16 protein-coding genes are annotated in these 13,362 nt (G+C 69.4%); 5 read left to right on the forward strand and 11 right to left on the reverse strand.

The features are described from left to right. Positions 1-14: 14 nt before the first annotated feature. Genes ACOZ4O_RS04600 through dapA form a run of 6 tightly spaced genes read right to left on the reverse strand, consistent with a single transcriptional unit; the run spans position 15 to position 5,541 of the window. The gene (locus tag ACOZ4O_RS04600) at positions 15-1,058 is read right to left on the reverse strand and encodes a M20 family metallopeptidase (protein ID WP_424524138.1); all 1,044 of its coding nucleotides are present in this window, start codon (positions 1,056-1,058) and stop codon (positions 15-17) included. Beyond that, positions 1,055-1,879: a diaminopimelate epimerase gene (dapF, locus tag ACOZ4O_RS04605; RefSeq protein ID WP_424524139.1), complete on the reverse strand. Its 825-nt coding sequence runs from the start codon at positions 1,877-1,879 to the stop codon at positions 1,055-1,057. Before dapF ends, ACOZ4O_RS04600 begins: the two co-directional genes overlap by 4 nt. Next, positions 1,876-3,096 carry a diaminopimelate decarboxylase gene (gene lysA / locus ACOZ4O_RS04610; RefSeq protein WP_424524140.1) on the reverse strand — a complete coding sequence of 407 codons (1,221 nt, stop codon included), beginning with the start codon at positions 3,094-3,096 and terminating at the stop codon, positions 1,876-1,878. The genes dapF and lysA overlap by 4 nt, the downstream gene beginning before the upstream one ends. Further along, complete coding sequence (locus tag ACOZ4O_RS04615) at positions 3,093-3,911, reverse strand: 2,3,4,5-tetrahydropyridine-2,6-dicarboxylate N-succinyltransferase (RefSeq protein WP_424524141.1); 819 nt, start codon at positions 3,909-3,911, stop codon at positions 3,093-3,095. Before ACOZ4O_RS04615 ends, lysA begins: the two co-directional genes overlap by 4 nt. Then, positions 3,908-4,669 (reverse strand): 4-hydroxy-tetrahydrodipicolinate reductase, encoded by a 762-nt coding sequence (gene dapB / locus ACOZ4O_RS04620; protein WP_424524142.1) that lies wholly within the window; start codon positions 4,667-4,669, stop codon positions 3,908-3,910. The genes ACOZ4O_RS04615 and dapB overlap by 4 nt, the downstream gene beginning before the upstream one ends. Further along, positions 4,666-5,541, reverse strand: a complete 876-nt coding sequence (gene dapA, locus ACOZ4O_RS04625; RefSeq protein WP_424524143.1) for a 4-hydroxy-tetrahydrodipicolinate synthase — start codon at positions 5,539-5,541, stop codon at positions 4,666-4,668. Before dapA ends, dapB begins: the two co-directional genes overlap by 4 nt. A gap of 278 nt (positions 5,542-5,819) precedes the next feature. Between dapA and ACOZ4O_RS04630 the strand changes: the two genes are divergently transcribed. Both ACOZ4O_RS04630 and ACOZ4O_RS04635 read left to right on the forward strand, forming a co-directional pair. Continuing rightward, positions 5,820-6,461, forward strand: coding sequence for a metallophosphoesterase family protein (locus tag ACOZ4O_RS04630; protein WP_424524144.1), 642 nt, complete (start codon positions 5,820-5,822; stop codon positions 6,459-6,461). Between the two features lie 29 nt (positions 6,462-6,490). Continuing rightward, on the forward strand, positions 6,491-6,988 hold the full coding sequence (locus ACOZ4O_RS04635; protein ID WP_424524145.1) for an NYN domain-containing protein: 498 nt from the start codon (positions 6,491-6,493) through the stop codon (positions 6,986-6,988). 28 nt (positions 6,989-7,016) lie between these two features. Here the strand turns inward: ACOZ4O_RS04635 and ACOZ4O_RS04640 are convergent, their stop codons facing one another. Continuing rightward, complete coding sequence (locus ACOZ4O_RS04640) at positions 7,017-7,199, reverse strand: hypothetical protein (protein ID WP_424524146.1); 183 nt, start codon at positions 7,197-7,199, stop codon at positions 7,017-7,019. Between the two features lie 85 nt (positions 7,200-7,284). Between ACOZ4O_RS04640 and ACOZ4O_RS04645 the strand changes: the two genes are divergently transcribed. The 3 genes from ACOZ4O_RS04645 (at position 7,285) to ACOZ4O_RS04655 (ending at position 8,967) form a co-directional block, all read left to right on the forward strand. Continuing rightward, complete coding sequence (locus tag ACOZ4O_RS04645) at positions 7,285-7,740, forward strand: PUA domain-containing protein (RefSeq protein WP_424524147.1); 456 nt, start codon at positions 7,285-7,287, stop codon at positions 7,738-7,740. A 124-nt stretch (positions 7,741-7,864) separates the two neighbouring features. Next, a complete protein-coding gene (locus ACOZ4O_RS04650; RefSeq protein ID WP_424524148.1) occupies positions 7,865-8,251 on the forward strand; it encodes a nascent polypeptide-associated complex protein in 387 nt (128 codons plus the stop codon). Further along, the gene (locus ACOZ4O_RS04655) at positions 8,248-8,967 is read left to right on the forward strand and encodes a methyltransferase domain-containing protein (RefSeq protein WP_424524149.1); all 720 of its coding nucleotides are present in this window, start codon (positions 8,248-8,250) and stop codon (positions 8,965-8,967) included. Before ACOZ4O_RS04650 ends, ACOZ4O_RS04655 begins: the two co-directional genes overlap by 4 nt. Before the next feature lie 176 nt (positions 8,968-9,143). On the opposite strand, the gene ACOZ4O_RS04660 is transcribed toward ACOZ4O_RS04655, so the two are convergent. From ACOZ4O_RS04660 to ACOZ4O_RS04675, 4 genes are all read right to left on the reverse strand, one after another. After that, the gene (locus tag ACOZ4O_RS04660) at positions 9,144-10,850 is read right to left on the reverse strand and encodes an acyl-CoA carboxylase subunit beta (RefSeq protein ID WP_424524150.1); all 1,707 of its coding nucleotides are present in this window, start codon (positions 10,848-10,850) and stop codon (positions 9,144-9,146) included. A gap of 39 nt (positions 10,851-10,889) precedes the next feature. Further along, positions 10,890-11,582, reverse strand: a complete 693-nt coding sequence (locus ACOZ4O_RS04665; protein ID WP_424524151.1) for a GAF domain-containing protein — start codon at positions 11,580-11,582, stop codon at positions 10,890-10,892. 105 nt (positions 11,583-11,687) lie between these two features. Next, positions 11,688-12,509, reverse strand: a complete 822-nt coding sequence (locus tag ACOZ4O_RS04670; protein WP_424524152.1) for a class 1 fructose-bisphosphatase — start codon at positions 12,507-12,509, stop codon at positions 11,688-11,690. Beyond that, positions 12,509-13,297, reverse strand: coding sequence for a class I fructose-bisphosphate aldolase (locus tag ACOZ4O_RS04675; RefSeq protein ID WP_424524153.1), 789 nt, complete (start codon positions 13,295-13,297; stop codon positions 12,509-12,511). The genes ACOZ4O_RS04670 and ACOZ4O_RS04675 overlap by 1 nt, the downstream gene beginning before the upstream one ends. Positions 13,298-13,362 lie beyond the last annotated feature (65 nt).

Genomic DNA, 13,362 nt, shown 5'->3' on the forward strand with positions numbered 1-13,362 from the left:
ACTGGGCCTTAACGCTACCCGACGAGTTCGGCGAGCGCGTCGGTGACGATGTCCGCGGCGCGTTCCACGTCGGGGAGTTCGACGTACTCCTCGCCGGAGTGGGCGACGGCGAGGTCGCCGGGGCCGAAGACCACGGTGGGCGCGTCGGTCGCGAAGTAGGAGGCTTCGGTGGCGGCACCGAACGGCCGGGGTCGTCCCGCGCCCGCGGCGACGAGCGCGTTCACGACGCTCGCGTCGCTCGGCGTGTGGAAGGCTTCGAGGAAGGGCGTAGTGCGCTCGGCGCGCTCGACGGTGACGGTCACGTCGTCGGGCACCGAGACGCCGACGTGGTCCGCGAACCCCGCGAAGAACTCCGCCTCCGTCTCGGGCGGGACGCTCCGCCGGTCGAACGTCACGACGGCCTCGCTCGGCACGCGATTCGTCGCCTCGCCACCCCGGATTTTGGTGGCGACGAGCGTCGGCGGCCCCAGTTCGTCGTGCCTGCTCGGGCCGTGCTCGGCGTCGTAGGAATCGATGGCGTCGAGCACGGGCGCAGCGGCGCTGATGGCGTTCGCGCCCTCCTGGGGCTGGGCGGCGTGCGCGCCTTCGCCCTCGATGGTCACGGTGCCCTGGAAGCGCCCGCGTGCGCTCGTGCAGGCGGCGAGGCCCGTGGGTTCGCCGACGATGTAGCCGTCGACGTCGTCCAGGTCGAGCGCGTGCGCGCCGGTCGAGTCGGTCTCCTCGTCAGGTGTGACCGCGAGCGTCACCCGGCCCGACGCGGGAGTGACGCAGTCGAACGCGGCGAGCAGCGCGGCGAGCGGTCCCTTCGCGTCGCACGACCCGCGGCCGTGGAGCGTATCGCCCTCCAATCGGGCGGGGACGTGCGGCGGAACGGTGTCGATGTGCGTGTTCAGCACGACGTGCGGTCGGCCCGACCCGCGCGACACGAGGACGTTCCCGGCGTCGTCAACGCTGGGGTCGTGCGCGGCGAGTTCGTCGAGGAGGAGCGCGCGCATCGCGTCCGCGTTCTCGTGGGAGGGCGTGCGGACCGCGCGTTCGAGGAAATCAGTCGGGTTCACGAGTCCATTCGGCGGACGGGCGTCGGTTCGGCCTCACCGTCCCCGACAACGGTCGTGGGGCCGCGGAGGACTGCGGTGTCGCCGTCCAGTTCGATGGTGAGCGTGCCGCCGGGCGGCGACACCCGAACGGTGGTGTTCTCGGGGACGCGGCCCTCGCGGGCGGCGACGACCGCGACAGCGACCGCGCCCGTCCCGCAGGACTCGGTTTCGCCCTCGACGCCGCGCTCGAACGTCCGCTGGCGGAATCCCGCCTCAGTTTCCTCGGCGAACGTCGCGTTCGCGCCCTCGGGGAACCGGTCGTGGTGGCGAATCGGGGGCGCGTCCGCGTCGATGTCGATGGCGTCCACGTCGTCCACGAACGCGACCGCGTGCGGGACGCCGGTGTTCACGGCGGTGACGGTGTAGCCCGCGACGTCCTCCCGAATCAGGGGCTCGTCGCCGGTGACGGGGACGGCCGCGGGGTCGAACGCGGGCGCGCCCATCTCGACGGCCACGTCGTCGCCGTCCACGACCGTTCGCCGGGTGCCCGCTTGGGTGTCCAGCATCACTTCGTCGGCGTCGGTTCGCGCGGCGACCCAGCGCGCCGCACAGCGCGCGCCGTTCCCGCACATCGCCGCGGTGCCGCCGTCCGGCTGGACGAGCGTCATCACCGCACGCGGCGGCCGGGTGGCGTCGTTTATCGCGAGGAAGAGCACGCCGTCGATGCCGAGGTCGTCGCAGAGAGACACCGCGAACGCGCTTCGGTCGGGGACGTGGTGTGCGTTCGCGTCGACGATGGCGAAGTCGTTGCTGGTGCCGTGGTAGATGTCGTAGGGAATCATGCTTCGTGGGTGGTGAGGTCCGCGAGCGTCTCGCGCCGGCGGACGAGGCGGTCGTCGTCGCCGTCGAGCGTGACGACGGCGGGCCGGGGACGGGAGTTGTACGTGCTCGCCATCTCGACGCCGTACGCGCCGGCGTTCCCGACGGCCAGGAGGTCGTCGCGTTCGACGCGCGGGAGATCGCGGCCGGTGCCCAGGACGTCCGCGCTCTCGCAGACCGGGCCGACGACGGAGGTCGAGGCGGTGACGCGGTCGGCGGCGTCGGGCGCGAGACTGCGGACGGCGTGGTAGGCGTCGTAGAGCGCGGGCCGAACGAGCGTCGTCATACCGGCGTCCACGCCGGCGAGCAGGTCACCGTCGGTCTCCTTCGTCGTGTTGACGGTGGTGAGGAGGACGCCGGCGTCCGCGACGAGGTAGCGCCCGGGTTCGATGGCGAGGTCGACGTCGAGGCCGGCGAGCGCGTCACGGGTGGCGTCCGCGACCGCGTCGAGGTCGAGCGGAGATTCGGTTTCCCGGTAGGGAACGCCGAACCCGCCGCCCACGTCGATTCGGTCGAGCGGGACCGGGCTCTCGCTCGCGAGTTCGGCGAGCGTCTCGACGACGGTGCGGTGGTCGTCGAGGTCGCTCGCGTCGAGCAGGCCGCTGCCCGTGTGGGCGTGGAGCCCGCGCACGTCGAACCCGCGGTCGGCGGCGTCGGCGAGCACGCCGTGCACGCGGTCGCGGGGAATCCCGAACTTCGCGTCCGCCCCGGTCGCGACCTCCGCGGAGTGGCCCGCGCCGACGCCGGGATGGACGCGCACGAGCACGCGGCCGGTGAACCCGCGCTCTTCGAGCCGGTCGAGCGTGTCCGCGGAGCCAACGGTGACCGTCGCGTCCGTCCCGGCGAGCCGGTCCACCGCGTAGTCGAGATCGCGAGCGGGCGGATTGACCGGCGTGTAGTGGACGTTCTCGGGAGAGTAGCCGGCGTCGAGCGCGCGCTTCAGTTCGCCGGCGCTCGCGCACTCCGCGCCAGCGCCCGCCTCGCGGAGCGTCGTGAGGGCGTGTCGGCCGGCGTTCGCCTTCACCGCGTACAGCACGTCCGCGTCCGGAAACGCCCCGCTGAGCCGCCGGTAGTTCTCGCGGACGCGGTCGTGGTCCAGAACGTACAGCGGCGTGCCGTACTCGTCGGCGAGCCGTCGGAGCCGGGTGTCGGACCAGTCCGCGAGCCGGCGGACCGTCACCGGAGTTCGTCCTCCCGCTGGCTGGCCTCCAGCGTCTCGTTCTCCAGCTCGGTCGCGACGACCGCGGGCTTGTACGCCGCGCCCGGGATGAGGTCGTTGTCGCTCACCGAGGACTCGACGAACCGCGCGAACGCGCGGCGCTCCGGCGGGAGTTCGCCGTACAGCACCTCGTCCTCGACGAGGTCGTAGACGGGGATGCGGGGCGAGAGCAGGGTGTTCTCGCCGACGACGGAGTTCTCGCCGACGACGAACCCGGAAGTCACCCGGCAGCCAGCGCCGAGGCTCACGCCGTCCTCGACGACAACCGGCGCGCTCTCGACGGGTTCGAGGACGCCGCCGATGAGCGTGTTCGCGCCGAGCTTCACGTCACTCCCGATCTGCGCGCACGACCCGACCGTGTCCGCGGAGTCGACGAGCGTGCCGTCGCCGACGTACGCGCCGACGTTCACGAACGAGGGCGACATCATGATGGCGTTCGACCCGACGTACGCGCCGCGGCGGATGACGGTGGCGTCGGGCGTGTTCCGGGTGCCGCGCTCGCCGAGGTCGTCGGTGTCCCGCAGTGGGAGCACGTCGTGGTAGGTGACGCCGCCGTGCTCGCGGGGTTCGGTCGCGCGGAGGCCGAAGTTCAGGAGGATGCCCTGCTTCACCCACTCGTTCGCCTCCCAGGTGCCATCGGTCTTCTCGGCGGCGCGTATCTCGCCGGCTTCGAGCGCGTCGAGGAAGGCGTCGAGCGTGTCCTCGGCGTCGCTGAAGGAGGCGTCGTCGTTCTGGTGGCGCTGCCACAGGTCGGTGATTTCGGTTTCGAGTGTCATAGGTCGGCTGCGATGTCGGAGAATCGGTAGTAGTCCGGTTCGGCGTCCTGTACGAATCGGGCGGCGTCGAGCGCGCCGGCGGCGAACACGCCGCGGTCGCCCGCGCGGTGCGTGAGTTCGAGTGCTTCGTCGTTGCCGGCGAGGAGGAGTTCGTGCTCGCCCGTGATATCGCCGGCGCGCCGGGCGTGCACGCCGATTTCGCCGGGCTGGCGGGGCGCGTCGCCCTCGCGTCCGTGTACGCGCTCACCGGCGTCCTCGCGCTCCGATTCGACGGCGTCGAGGATGCGCTTCGCGGTGCCGCTGGGAGCGTCGCGCTTCCCGTTGTGGTGGGTTTCCGTGAGTTCCACGTCGTACTCCGGGAGCGCGGCGACCGCGGTGCGCGCGACGGAGAGCAACGCCTGCACGCCCCGGGAGAAGTTCGCGCCTCGAACGAGCGGGATGGATTCGCCGGCGTCGCGGAGCGCGGTTTCCTCCGCGTCGCTGAATCCCGTGGTGCCGGTGACGACCGGGACGCCGGCGTCCGCGGCGGCTTCGACGTACGCCACGGCGGCCTCGGGGACGGTGAAGTCCACGACAGCGTCCGGGTCGTGCTCGGCGAGCGCGTCCGCGAAGTCGGCGGGCGCGACGACCGGCTCGTCGATGTCGGCGTCGGCGGGCGTTCGGGAGACCTCGAACGCGACCGAGCAGTCCCGGGAGCGGGCGGCTTGGAGGACTTCGCGGCCCATGCGGCCGGTCGCGCCGGTGACCGCGACTCTCATAGGTCGCTGAGGACGGCGTCGAGTCGGTCGATGGTTTCCTCGCTCGCGGGCGACAGCGGGTCGCGGAAGGTCGCGGTGCCGTGCCCGCGGAGTTCGAGCGCGTGCTTCACGGGCACGGGGTTGGTCTCCGCGAACAGCGCGCGGAAGAGCGGGCCGAGTTCGTAGTGAACCTCGCGTGCGGCCGCGTACTCGTCGTCGTGGGCGCGCTCGACGAGCGAGACCACGCGTTCGGGTTCGACGTTCGCGGCGACGCTGATGACGCCGGTGCCGCCGACGGAGAGCGTCGGGAGCGTCATGGCGTCGTCGCCGGAGAGCACCGAGAAGTCGAGGTCGCGGGTGCGTTCGGCGACTTCGCCGATGCGGCCGAGGTCGCCGCTCGCGGCCTTGTACCCGACGATGTTCTCGTGTTCCGCGAGGGATACCGCGGTGTCGACGGCGATGTTTCGGCCGGTGCGCCCGGGGACGTTGTAGATTATCTGGGGAACGTCGACTTCGTCCGCGATGCGTCGGTAGTGCGCCTCCATGCCCGCGGGTTCGGGGCGGTTGTAGTACGGCGAGATGAGGAGGATACCGTCCGCGCCCGCGTCGGCCGCGCGCCGGGAGAGCGACACCGCCTCGTGCGTCGCGTTACTTCCCGCGCCCGCGATGACGGGGATTTCGACGGCTGCGACGACGGTTTCGATGACGTCGATGTGTTCGTCGTGCGTGAGCGTCGCGGACTCGCCCGTCGAACCGACGGGAACGAGGCCGTCGACGCCCGCGTCCGCGAGTCGGCGGGCGTCCGCTGCGAGTTGGTCGTGGTCGATACTGCCGTCCGCGTCGAATGGCGTCACCATCGCCGGGAAGACGCCGGATGTGAGGTTTCGTGTCATGGGTCTCGGGAGTCGTTGGTAGAGCGTGGTTCGAATCGGGGGACGGCCCGGCACGAAATGTCAGTCCGCGCGGAGCCACTACTGCGCGCGTTTGCGTTTCGCACCCGAGGAGAAGACGACGCCGGCGCTCCCTGCCGCGAACGACCGAGTGGAGCGCGCCTGGCACATATACCACGTTGGGAGGTCGTGTCGTAAAGCGTTGTCGCCGTGCGCAATCGCTGCCGTCGCGGACCGCTGCCGCCCGGGTTTATGGGGCCCGCGGTCGCACGGTGACGTGAATGCTCGTCCTCGGAGACGCACACGCGAACGACCCCGGCCGGCGACAGGCCCTCCTCGCCGCGTACCGCGCGAGCGACGCCGATGTCGCGCTCCAGGCCGGCGATATCTTCTACTACCAACTGCCGATACCCACGTACTTCATCGCTGGAAACAACGAGGACTTCGACGTCATCGACGCGCTCCGTCACGGCCGTATCGAGAGCGACCGCGTGAAGAACGCCCGCCTGCTCGCGAGCGACGCGGTCGACGTGCGGGGACTCCGCGTCGCCGGCCTCTCGGGGAACTACGCGCCGTCCCGGTACAACTACGCCCGCCGTGACCTCCGCGACGAACGCCGCCGCCACTTCGTCCGCGAGGACGTGGCCGCCGCGAAAGAACTGGAGGACGTGGACGTTCTCCTCACTCACGAAGCCCCGCACGGCACGCCCGTCGAGGAGGAGTACGAGGTCGGCTGTCAGTACATCGACGAACTCCTCGACGCGCTCGAACCCGACCTCTGCCTCGTCGGCCACCACCACGAACACACGGAGTCGACGTACGGCCCGACGCGGGTCGTCACGCTCGCGCCCGCGTGGGAGTCCTACTACGACCTCGACCCCGACACGCTCGCGCTCACGCGGTTCGAAACACCGGACGCGTAGTTTTTAGGACTGGACGGCACAGACCCGGTATGACGGATATCCATGCGGACCAGCGCGTCGCCGTGCTGGCGGACGCGCAGAACCTCTATCACTCCGCGCACAGTCGGTACTCGCGGAACGTCGACTACTCCAGTCTCCTCTCGGAAGCCGTGCAGAACCGCCGGCTCACGCGCGCCATCGCGTACGTCATCCGCGCCGACAGCCCCAACGAGGAGGACTTCTTCGACGCGCTCGTCGACATCGGGTTCGAGACGAAAATCAAGGACATCAAGACGTTCGGAGACGGGTCGAAGAAAGCGGACTGGGACGTCGGGATGAGCCTCGACGCCGTCACGCTCGCCGACCACGTCGACACCGTCGTGCTCTGCACGGGCGACGGCGACTTCAGCCGACTCTGCAGTCACCTCCGCCACGAGGGCGTGCGCATCGAAGTGATGGGGTTCGGGTCGAGTACCGCGGAAGAACTCAAGGAGAGCGCGGACGCCTTCGTCGACCTCGGAGAACGCGACGACACCTTCCTGCTCTAAGCCGCGACAGCGCTGGGTAGCGTGCCAGTTAGACGGAGCGGCCGCCCTCGCTCGTTCCGAGAAGGAGGCTGCCGCCGGCGAGGAGCATCGAGGAAATCGCGGCGACACCGAGCGAGACAGCGCCGCCGTTCCAGTTGAGGCCGGTCCAGAGGATGAGGAGCGTTCCGACCGCGAGGAGCGCGCCGCCGGAGAGGACTTTCTGGTTTGCCATCTTACCCGGGGGTAGTCCCGCGGGCCATATAAGCCATTCTCCATCTGTTCGACGGAGTTTTGCGGGTCGCGGTCCCGGAGACGGTATGGACGAGTTCGCGGTGCTGCGGCGGATGGCGGTCTACCAGTTCGGTCGCGGGGCGGACGGCGCGCTGTTCCCCGACGGCGAGGAGTTCCGCGTGGAGCGCTCGGCGTCCGGGCGGCCGCGGCAGGTCGCGAGCGACGACGGCCGCCTCGTCTCCGTCGGGATGGACGGCCGGTTCACGCTCGGCCTCGCGGGCGGCCGACGGCTCTACGACGCCGTCGACGGCTACCGGGTGACCGTCGGCGACGAGAGCGAGCCGTTCGTCCGCGACGGCCGGAACGTCTTCGCGAAGTTCGTCGCGGACGCGGACGACGCCATTCGGCCCGAGGACGAGGTCGTCGTCGAGCACGAACGCGGCGAAGTCATCGCGGTCGGTCGCGCCGAACTCGACGCGCAGGGCATGCGGGACTTCGACTCCGGGATGGCCGTGAAAGTCCGAGAGGGCGCGAGCGACTGACGGCCGCACGCCCGCGGTTTCGCCGCCGTTGTGCGTCCGGATATCGACTGGACGAGCGCGTCGCGGCGGCGGTCTGGAGACCTGACCCGCCATGTTTTTTGCCGCGCGGCGTGACCGTCCGGGTATGTTTGGAGGAGGCGGCGGGATGAATCCGCGCAAGATGAAGCAGATGATGGAACAGATGGGTATCGACGTGGACGAACTCGATGCCGAGGAGGTCGTGATTCGGCTCAAGGACGGGTCCGAACTCGTGTTCGCGGACGCGGACGTGACGCTGATGGACGCGCGCGGCCAGGAGACCTACCAGATTATCGGCGACCCCGAGGAGCGCGAGAGCACTGCGGGCGAAATCGAAGCCAGCGACGACGACTCGGAGTCGGAGTCCGCGGGGATTCCGGACGACGACGTGGAGCTCGTCGCGGCTCGGGCGGGCGTGAGCGAGGACGAGGCGCGTGAAGCGCTCGAAGCGACCGGCGGCGACCTCGCGGCCGCTATCGACCGCGTAGAGTGATACTGGTCGTTCGGGGCGACCGCGAGTTCCTCTGCGAACCCGGTGAAGAAGTGCACACGGACCTCGGCGTCATCACGCTCCCCGAGGACGTGGAATCCGGCGACACCGTGGAGACGCATCTCGGCGAGGAGTTCCGGGTGCGCGGCCTGCGCGGCCCCGACCTCTTCGACCACCTCGAACGAACGGGCGCGCCGATGATGCCGAAGGACATCGGTCTCGTCATCGGCCACACGGGCGCGGCGCGCGGCGACCGCGTGCTCGACGCCGGCACCGGTACGGGCGTACTCGCCGCATATCTCGGTCGACTCGGCGCGAACGTCACGACGTTCGAGCGAAAGGAGGAGTTCGCCGAGGTCGCGCGCGAGAACATGGAACTCGCCGAGGTCTCGGACACCGTGGACGTGCGGACCGGCGACCTCGTGGACGAACTCGACGACCTCGGCGAGTTCGACATCGTGACGCTCGACACCCCGAACGCGCCCGAACTCGTCGAGCGCGTCCCGGACCACCTCGCCGGCGGCGGCTTCCTCGCCGTCTACTCGCCGTTCGTCGAGAACGCCCGCGAGTGCGAACTCGCCGCCCGCGACGCCGGCCTGGTGGAAGTCGAGACTCTGGAGACGGTGCAGCGCCGCATGGACTTCGACGACCGCGGCAGCCGCCCCAGCACCGCCGGCGTCGGCCACACCGGCTACCTCGTGTTCGCCCGGAAAGAGTAGGAGACCGAGCGAACCACCGACACTCGTTCGCTCGCGGCGAAGCCGCGAGCCTTTTTCGTGCAGCGTCAGAGCTTCGCTCTGACTGGCTCCCCCTCGCTCACGGCGACGCCGTTCGCTCGCGGGAACAGGTTTTTACCGTTCGGGTCGCCTTCGGCGACCACTCGCGGTAAAAAAGTTCAGATGATGGTGCCGTGTTTCTTGTCGGGGATGTCTTTCTCGACGGTTTCGTAGAAGTCGAAGCGGTTGGTGAGTTCGTCGCGGAGCGTGCTCGGCGGGACGATGTCGTCGATGACGACGTCGCTGGCCATGCGGTGGACGTCGATGTCTTCGCGGTATTCCTCGCGGAGTTCCTGCTCTCGTTTCTTGCGTTCGTCTTCGTCCTCGATGTCGTTGAGTTTGTTCGCGTAGACGGCGTTGATGGCGGCTTCGGGACCCATGATTGCGATTTCGCCGGAGGGGAGTGCGAGGGTGGATTCGGGGTCGTAGGCGGGGCCGCTCATCGCGTAGATGCCGGCGCCGTAGGCTTTCCGGACGACGACGCACTGTTTGGGGACGGTGGCGGCGGATGTGGCGTAGATCATCTTCTTGCCCTTCTCCAGAATCGCGTCCTTCTCGACGCCGGAGCCGGCCATGAATCCGGGAGTGTCGGCGAGGTAGAGGAGCGGGATGTTGTAGGCGTCGCATGTCCAGACGAACTCGGCGGCTTTCTCGGCGGCGTCGGGGAAGATGGCGCCGGCGCGTTCGTCGGGCTGGTTCGCGACGATGCCGACGGGCCGGCCGTCGACGCGGCCGAACCCGGTGAGGATTTCCTTGCCGTAGGACTGCTTGAGTTCGAAGAAGCTCCCCGAGTCGACGACGCGTTCGATGACCTCGTGCATGTCGTACGCGCGGTTCGGGGCGTCGGGAATGACGGCGTCGATGCCTTTCGGAGACTTCGCGGGCGGTTTGCCGTCCGTCTGCGGCGGTTTCTCGTCGCTGTTGTTCGGGAGGTAGCTCGTGAGTTGCGCGACGAGTTCGCGGGCGTGCTCCTCGTCGGTGGCGACGAGGTCGGCGCTCCCGGACTCCTCGGCGTGCATGCGCGCGCCGCCGAGTTCCTGCATGTCGATGTCCTCGCCCGTCACCATCTGCACCATCCGCGGGCTGGCGATGGCCATCGCGCTCATCCCCTCGACCATCACGGTGAAGTCGGCGAACACGGGCGTGTACGCCGCGCCGGCGATGCAGGGACCGTACAGCACGCAAATCTGGGGGACGCGCCCGGAGAGCTGTGAGTGGTTGTAGTAGTACTTCCCGATGCCTTCGCGGTTGGCGAAGAACCCGGACTGCTGGTCGATTCGTCCCCCGGAGGAGTCCATCAGGTAGAGCACGGGCTTCCCGGTCTTGAGCGCGCGCTGTTGCATCCGGAGGAACTTCTCCACGCCCTTCTCCGCCATCGACCCCGCCTTCACGGTGAAGTCGTTCGCCATGAAGTGGAGGTCGCGGCCCTCGAACTCCGCCGCGCCCGTGATGAGGCCGTCCGCGGGCAACTGGTCGTCGGCGTCCCACTCCGCGAACCGGCCGTCCTCGAACTTCAATCCGTCTTCACCAAACCAGAGGTCGAGGCGGTCGCGGACGAACAGTTTCCCCTGCTCGGAGAGGCGTTCCTTGTACTTCTCGGGGCCGCCTTCGAGGATTTCCTCGATTTCGTCCCAGAGCGCGTCCTCGCGGTCGGTGGGTTCGTACTCCTGTTCGGGTTCCGTCTCACTCGGGCCGTCGCGGGTCGCAGCGGGGGTGTCGCTCTCCCCGACGAAGACCTCGACGTCGTCCCGGTAGTGTTCGGCGAGCGCGGCGGCCACCGCCTCCGCCTCCTCGGCGGTAGCGTTTGCACCGATACGAACCTTCATACACGCCCGTTCGGCGAACCGGCTTGAAACAGTTTCCCCTTACGTGCCTCGGTGTTCGACGTGCGACGCGACCTGGTCGGCGAACCACGTGAGCGCTCGTTCGTCGTCCGCGTCGAACTCGCGGGGTTCTCCATCGAGCACGCAGACCATGCCGAGTCGGTGGCCGTCGGTGGTCGTGAGGGGGGCGCCGGCGTACGCCGCGGGGTCGAAGCCGTCGAGAGGATTGGTTGGGAACCGAACGTCACTGGACAGGTCGGGGATGCAGACGGGGTCGTCCGCGAGCAGGCCGTGCGCGCAGATGGCGTCGGCGCGCGAGATGTCGGTGAAGTCAGCGCCGTCGACGCCGAGGAAGCGTTCCGTGTCGGCGTCGAGCACGCCGACGAATCCCACGTCCGCGTCGAGACTCTCACGGACGGCGACCGCGAGCGCGTCGAGGTGCGTGGTCAGCGAGGGCGTGGAGAAGTCGTAGCGTTCGAGGGCGTCGAGGCGGTCGGACTCGCCGACCGGAACCGGATACGGCGAGGGCATAGTGCCGGCGGCGTCGTGGAGGGCGTTCGCGAGACGTGCGTGGCTGTCCGGACGGTCGGCGTCCACGGTCGCGGTGGCGCCGTCCGCGTCGGCGCCGTAGCCGACGACGGGCGCGGATGCGTCTCCGACGGAGGAGTTACCGGTGACAATCGCGTCGGGCGATTCGTCGACGATGTCGAACGCGGCGTTCCGGGAGAGCCACACGCTCGCGGCGTCGGGGAGGGCGACCGCCCGGACTCGCGTCGTCGGACGTGCGGGGGAGATACCACAAGGGTGGGTCGGAGCGCTAAAGAAAATGTCGGCCGCCGACTACAGTGATTCGACGCGCCCGACGTACTCGTCGTTCCCGACGAACACGGGCGTTCGCTGGTGGATTTCCGTGCAGTCCACGTCGAGGAGGCTCTGGTCGCCGTCCGTGGACGCGCCGCCCGCGGCCTCGACGACGTACGCGATTGGCGCGCCCTCGAAGAGGAGGCGGAGTTTGCCCTCGGGGCGGTCGCGGAGGCCCGGATACCCGAAGATGCCGCCGTAGGTGAGCACCTGGCTCACGTCAGCTATCATCGCGCCGCCGTACCGGAGTTTCAGTTCGTCCTCGACCTCGCGGACGAACGCCTCGAAGTCGTCCGTCCAGTCGGGGACGCGCCCGCCGAACCCGTACACCGTCGGGTCCGCGGGGAGTTCCACGGCACCGACGTCGCGGGGCGTACCGTCCTCCACGACGTACTCCGTCACGTCACCGTCGTCCGCGACGACCATCGTCGTGATTGGGCCGTAGAGCACGAACCCGGCGGCGACGAGTTCGGTGCCGGGCGCGGGGAGCGCCGCGTCGTACACGCCGACGACGGTCCCCATCGGGTTGTTCGACTTCAGGTTCGAGGAGCCGTCGAGGGGGTCCACCGCGACGGAGACGCCGTCGCCGGCGTCCACCACGGCGTCGCGCTCCTCGCTCGCGTACGCGCCGACCGAATCGAGCGCAGTGAGGCGTTCTTCGAGGAGTTCGTCCGCCCACACGTCCGCGGCGAGCTGGGTTTCGCCGCTCGCGTTCTCGTCGTCGGTCTTCCGGCGGCGTCCCGGGAGGCCCGCGCGGATGTCGGGCGCGGCGGCCGCGACGGTCTCGAAGACCTCGTGCATCAGAGGTGTTCGAGCGCCTCGTCGACGCTCGCTTCCTCGAAGATGACGGCTTCGAGCGCGTCCAGCATCTCGCGGGGGTTCTCGCGCTGGAAGACGTTCCGGCCGACCGCCAGGCCGACCGCGCCGGCGTCGATGGCGTCCGAAACCGTGGTGAGGAAGTCCTCGTCGCTCGTCTTCGACCCGCCGGACATCACGACCTTCGTCGGGCCGGCGGCCGCGACGGCGTGCTCCATCGCTTCCTTGCTCCCGGGGTACTTGACCTTCGCCACGTCCGCGCCGAGTTCGAGCGCCTGGCGCGCCGCGTACGCGATGGTGCCCGGCGACGTGTCGTTCTTCAGGCCCTGGCCGCGCGGGTACGACCACATCACGACGGGCAGGTCGTGTTCGCGCGCCTTCTCCTGGGCGTCGCGGAACTCCTCGGCCATCTCGATCTCGTTGTTCGACCCGCCATAGAGGGTGAAGCCGACTGAGCTCGCGCCGAGTTCCGCGGCGTAGTCCACGGAGCAGTTCACGGCCGAGTCGGGTTCGCCCATCCAGAGGTTCGAGGTGCCGTTCAGCTTCAGGAGGAGGTTCACGTCGTCGTAGTCGTCGGCGTACGCCTCCGCGACGCCCTTCTGCACCGCGAACCCGGTGACAGCGTCGTGGGTCGCGACGTCCCAGACGGTCTCGGGGTCCATCGTCTCCGGCACGTCCTCGAAGTCGACCGGGCCGTGTTCGAGGCCGTGGTCGTACGCGAGGATGAGTACTTTGCCGTCACGCGAGAGGGGAGTGTCGTCGAACGGTCGCATACGCGAATCTGCGGTACGCCCGACTATAAAACCAGTCAAGACGCACGCGCCCAACCCAGTCTTTT

The organism is Salarchaeum japonicum (genome assembly GCF_049705945.1).
Lineage (GTDB): Archaea > Halobacteriota > Halobacteria > Halobacteriales > Halobacteriaceae > Salarchaeum > Salarchaeum japonicum_A.

Excerpts from the sequence above, each read along its gene's own strand:
- ACOZ4O_RS04670 (WP_424524152.1), bottom strand. The coding sequence starts at position 12,509 with ATGCACGAGGTCTTCGAGACCGTCGCGGCCGCCGCGCCCGACATCCGC.
- ACOZ4O_RS04615 (WP_424524141.1), bottom strand. The coding sequence starts at position 3,911 with ATGACACTCGAAACCGAAATCACCGACCTGTGGCAGCGCCACCAGAAC.
- ACOZ4O_RS04635 (WP_424524145.1), top strand. The coding sequence starts at position 6,491 with ATGACGGATATCCATGCGGACCAGCGCGTCGCCGTGCTGGCGGACGCG.
- dapB (WP_424524142.1), bottom strand. The coding sequence starts at position 4,669 with ATGAGAGTCGCGGTCACCGGCGCGACCGGCCGCATGGGCCGCGAAGTC.
- ACOZ4O_RS04645 (WP_424524147.1), top strand. The coding sequence starts at position 7,285 with ATGGACGAGTTCGCGGTGCTGCGGCGGATGGCGGTCTACCAGTTCGGT.
- dapA (WP_424524143.1), bottom strand. The coding sequence starts at position 5,541 with ATGACACGAAACCTCACATCCGGCGTCTTCCCGGCGATGGTGACGCCA.
- ACOZ4O_RS04640 (WP_424524146.1), bottom strand. The coding sequence starts at position 7,199 with ATGGCAAACCAGAAAGTCCTCTCCGGCGGCGCGCTCCTCGCGGTCGGA.
- ACOZ4O_RS04675 (WP_424524153.1), bottom strand. The coding sequence starts at position 13,297 with ATGCGACCGTTCGACGACACTCCCCTCTCGCGTGACGGCAAAGTACTC.
- ACOZ4O_RS04650 (WP_424524148.1), top strand. The coding sequence starts at position 7,865 with ATGTTTGGAGGAGGCGGCGGGATGAATCCGCGCAAGATGAAGCAGATG.
- ACOZ4O_RS04660 (WP_424524150.1), bottom strand. The coding sequence starts at position 10,850 with ATGAAGGTTCGTATCGGTGCAAACGCTACCGCCGAGGAGGCGGAGGCG.
- dapF (WP_424524139.1), bottom strand. The coding sequence starts at position 1,879 with ATGATTCCCTACGACATCTACCACGGCACCAGCAACGACTTCGCCATC.
- ACOZ4O_RS04630 (WP_424524144.1), top strand. The coding sequence starts at position 5,820 with ATGCTCGTCCTCGGAGACGCACACGCGAACGACCCCGGCCGGCGACAG.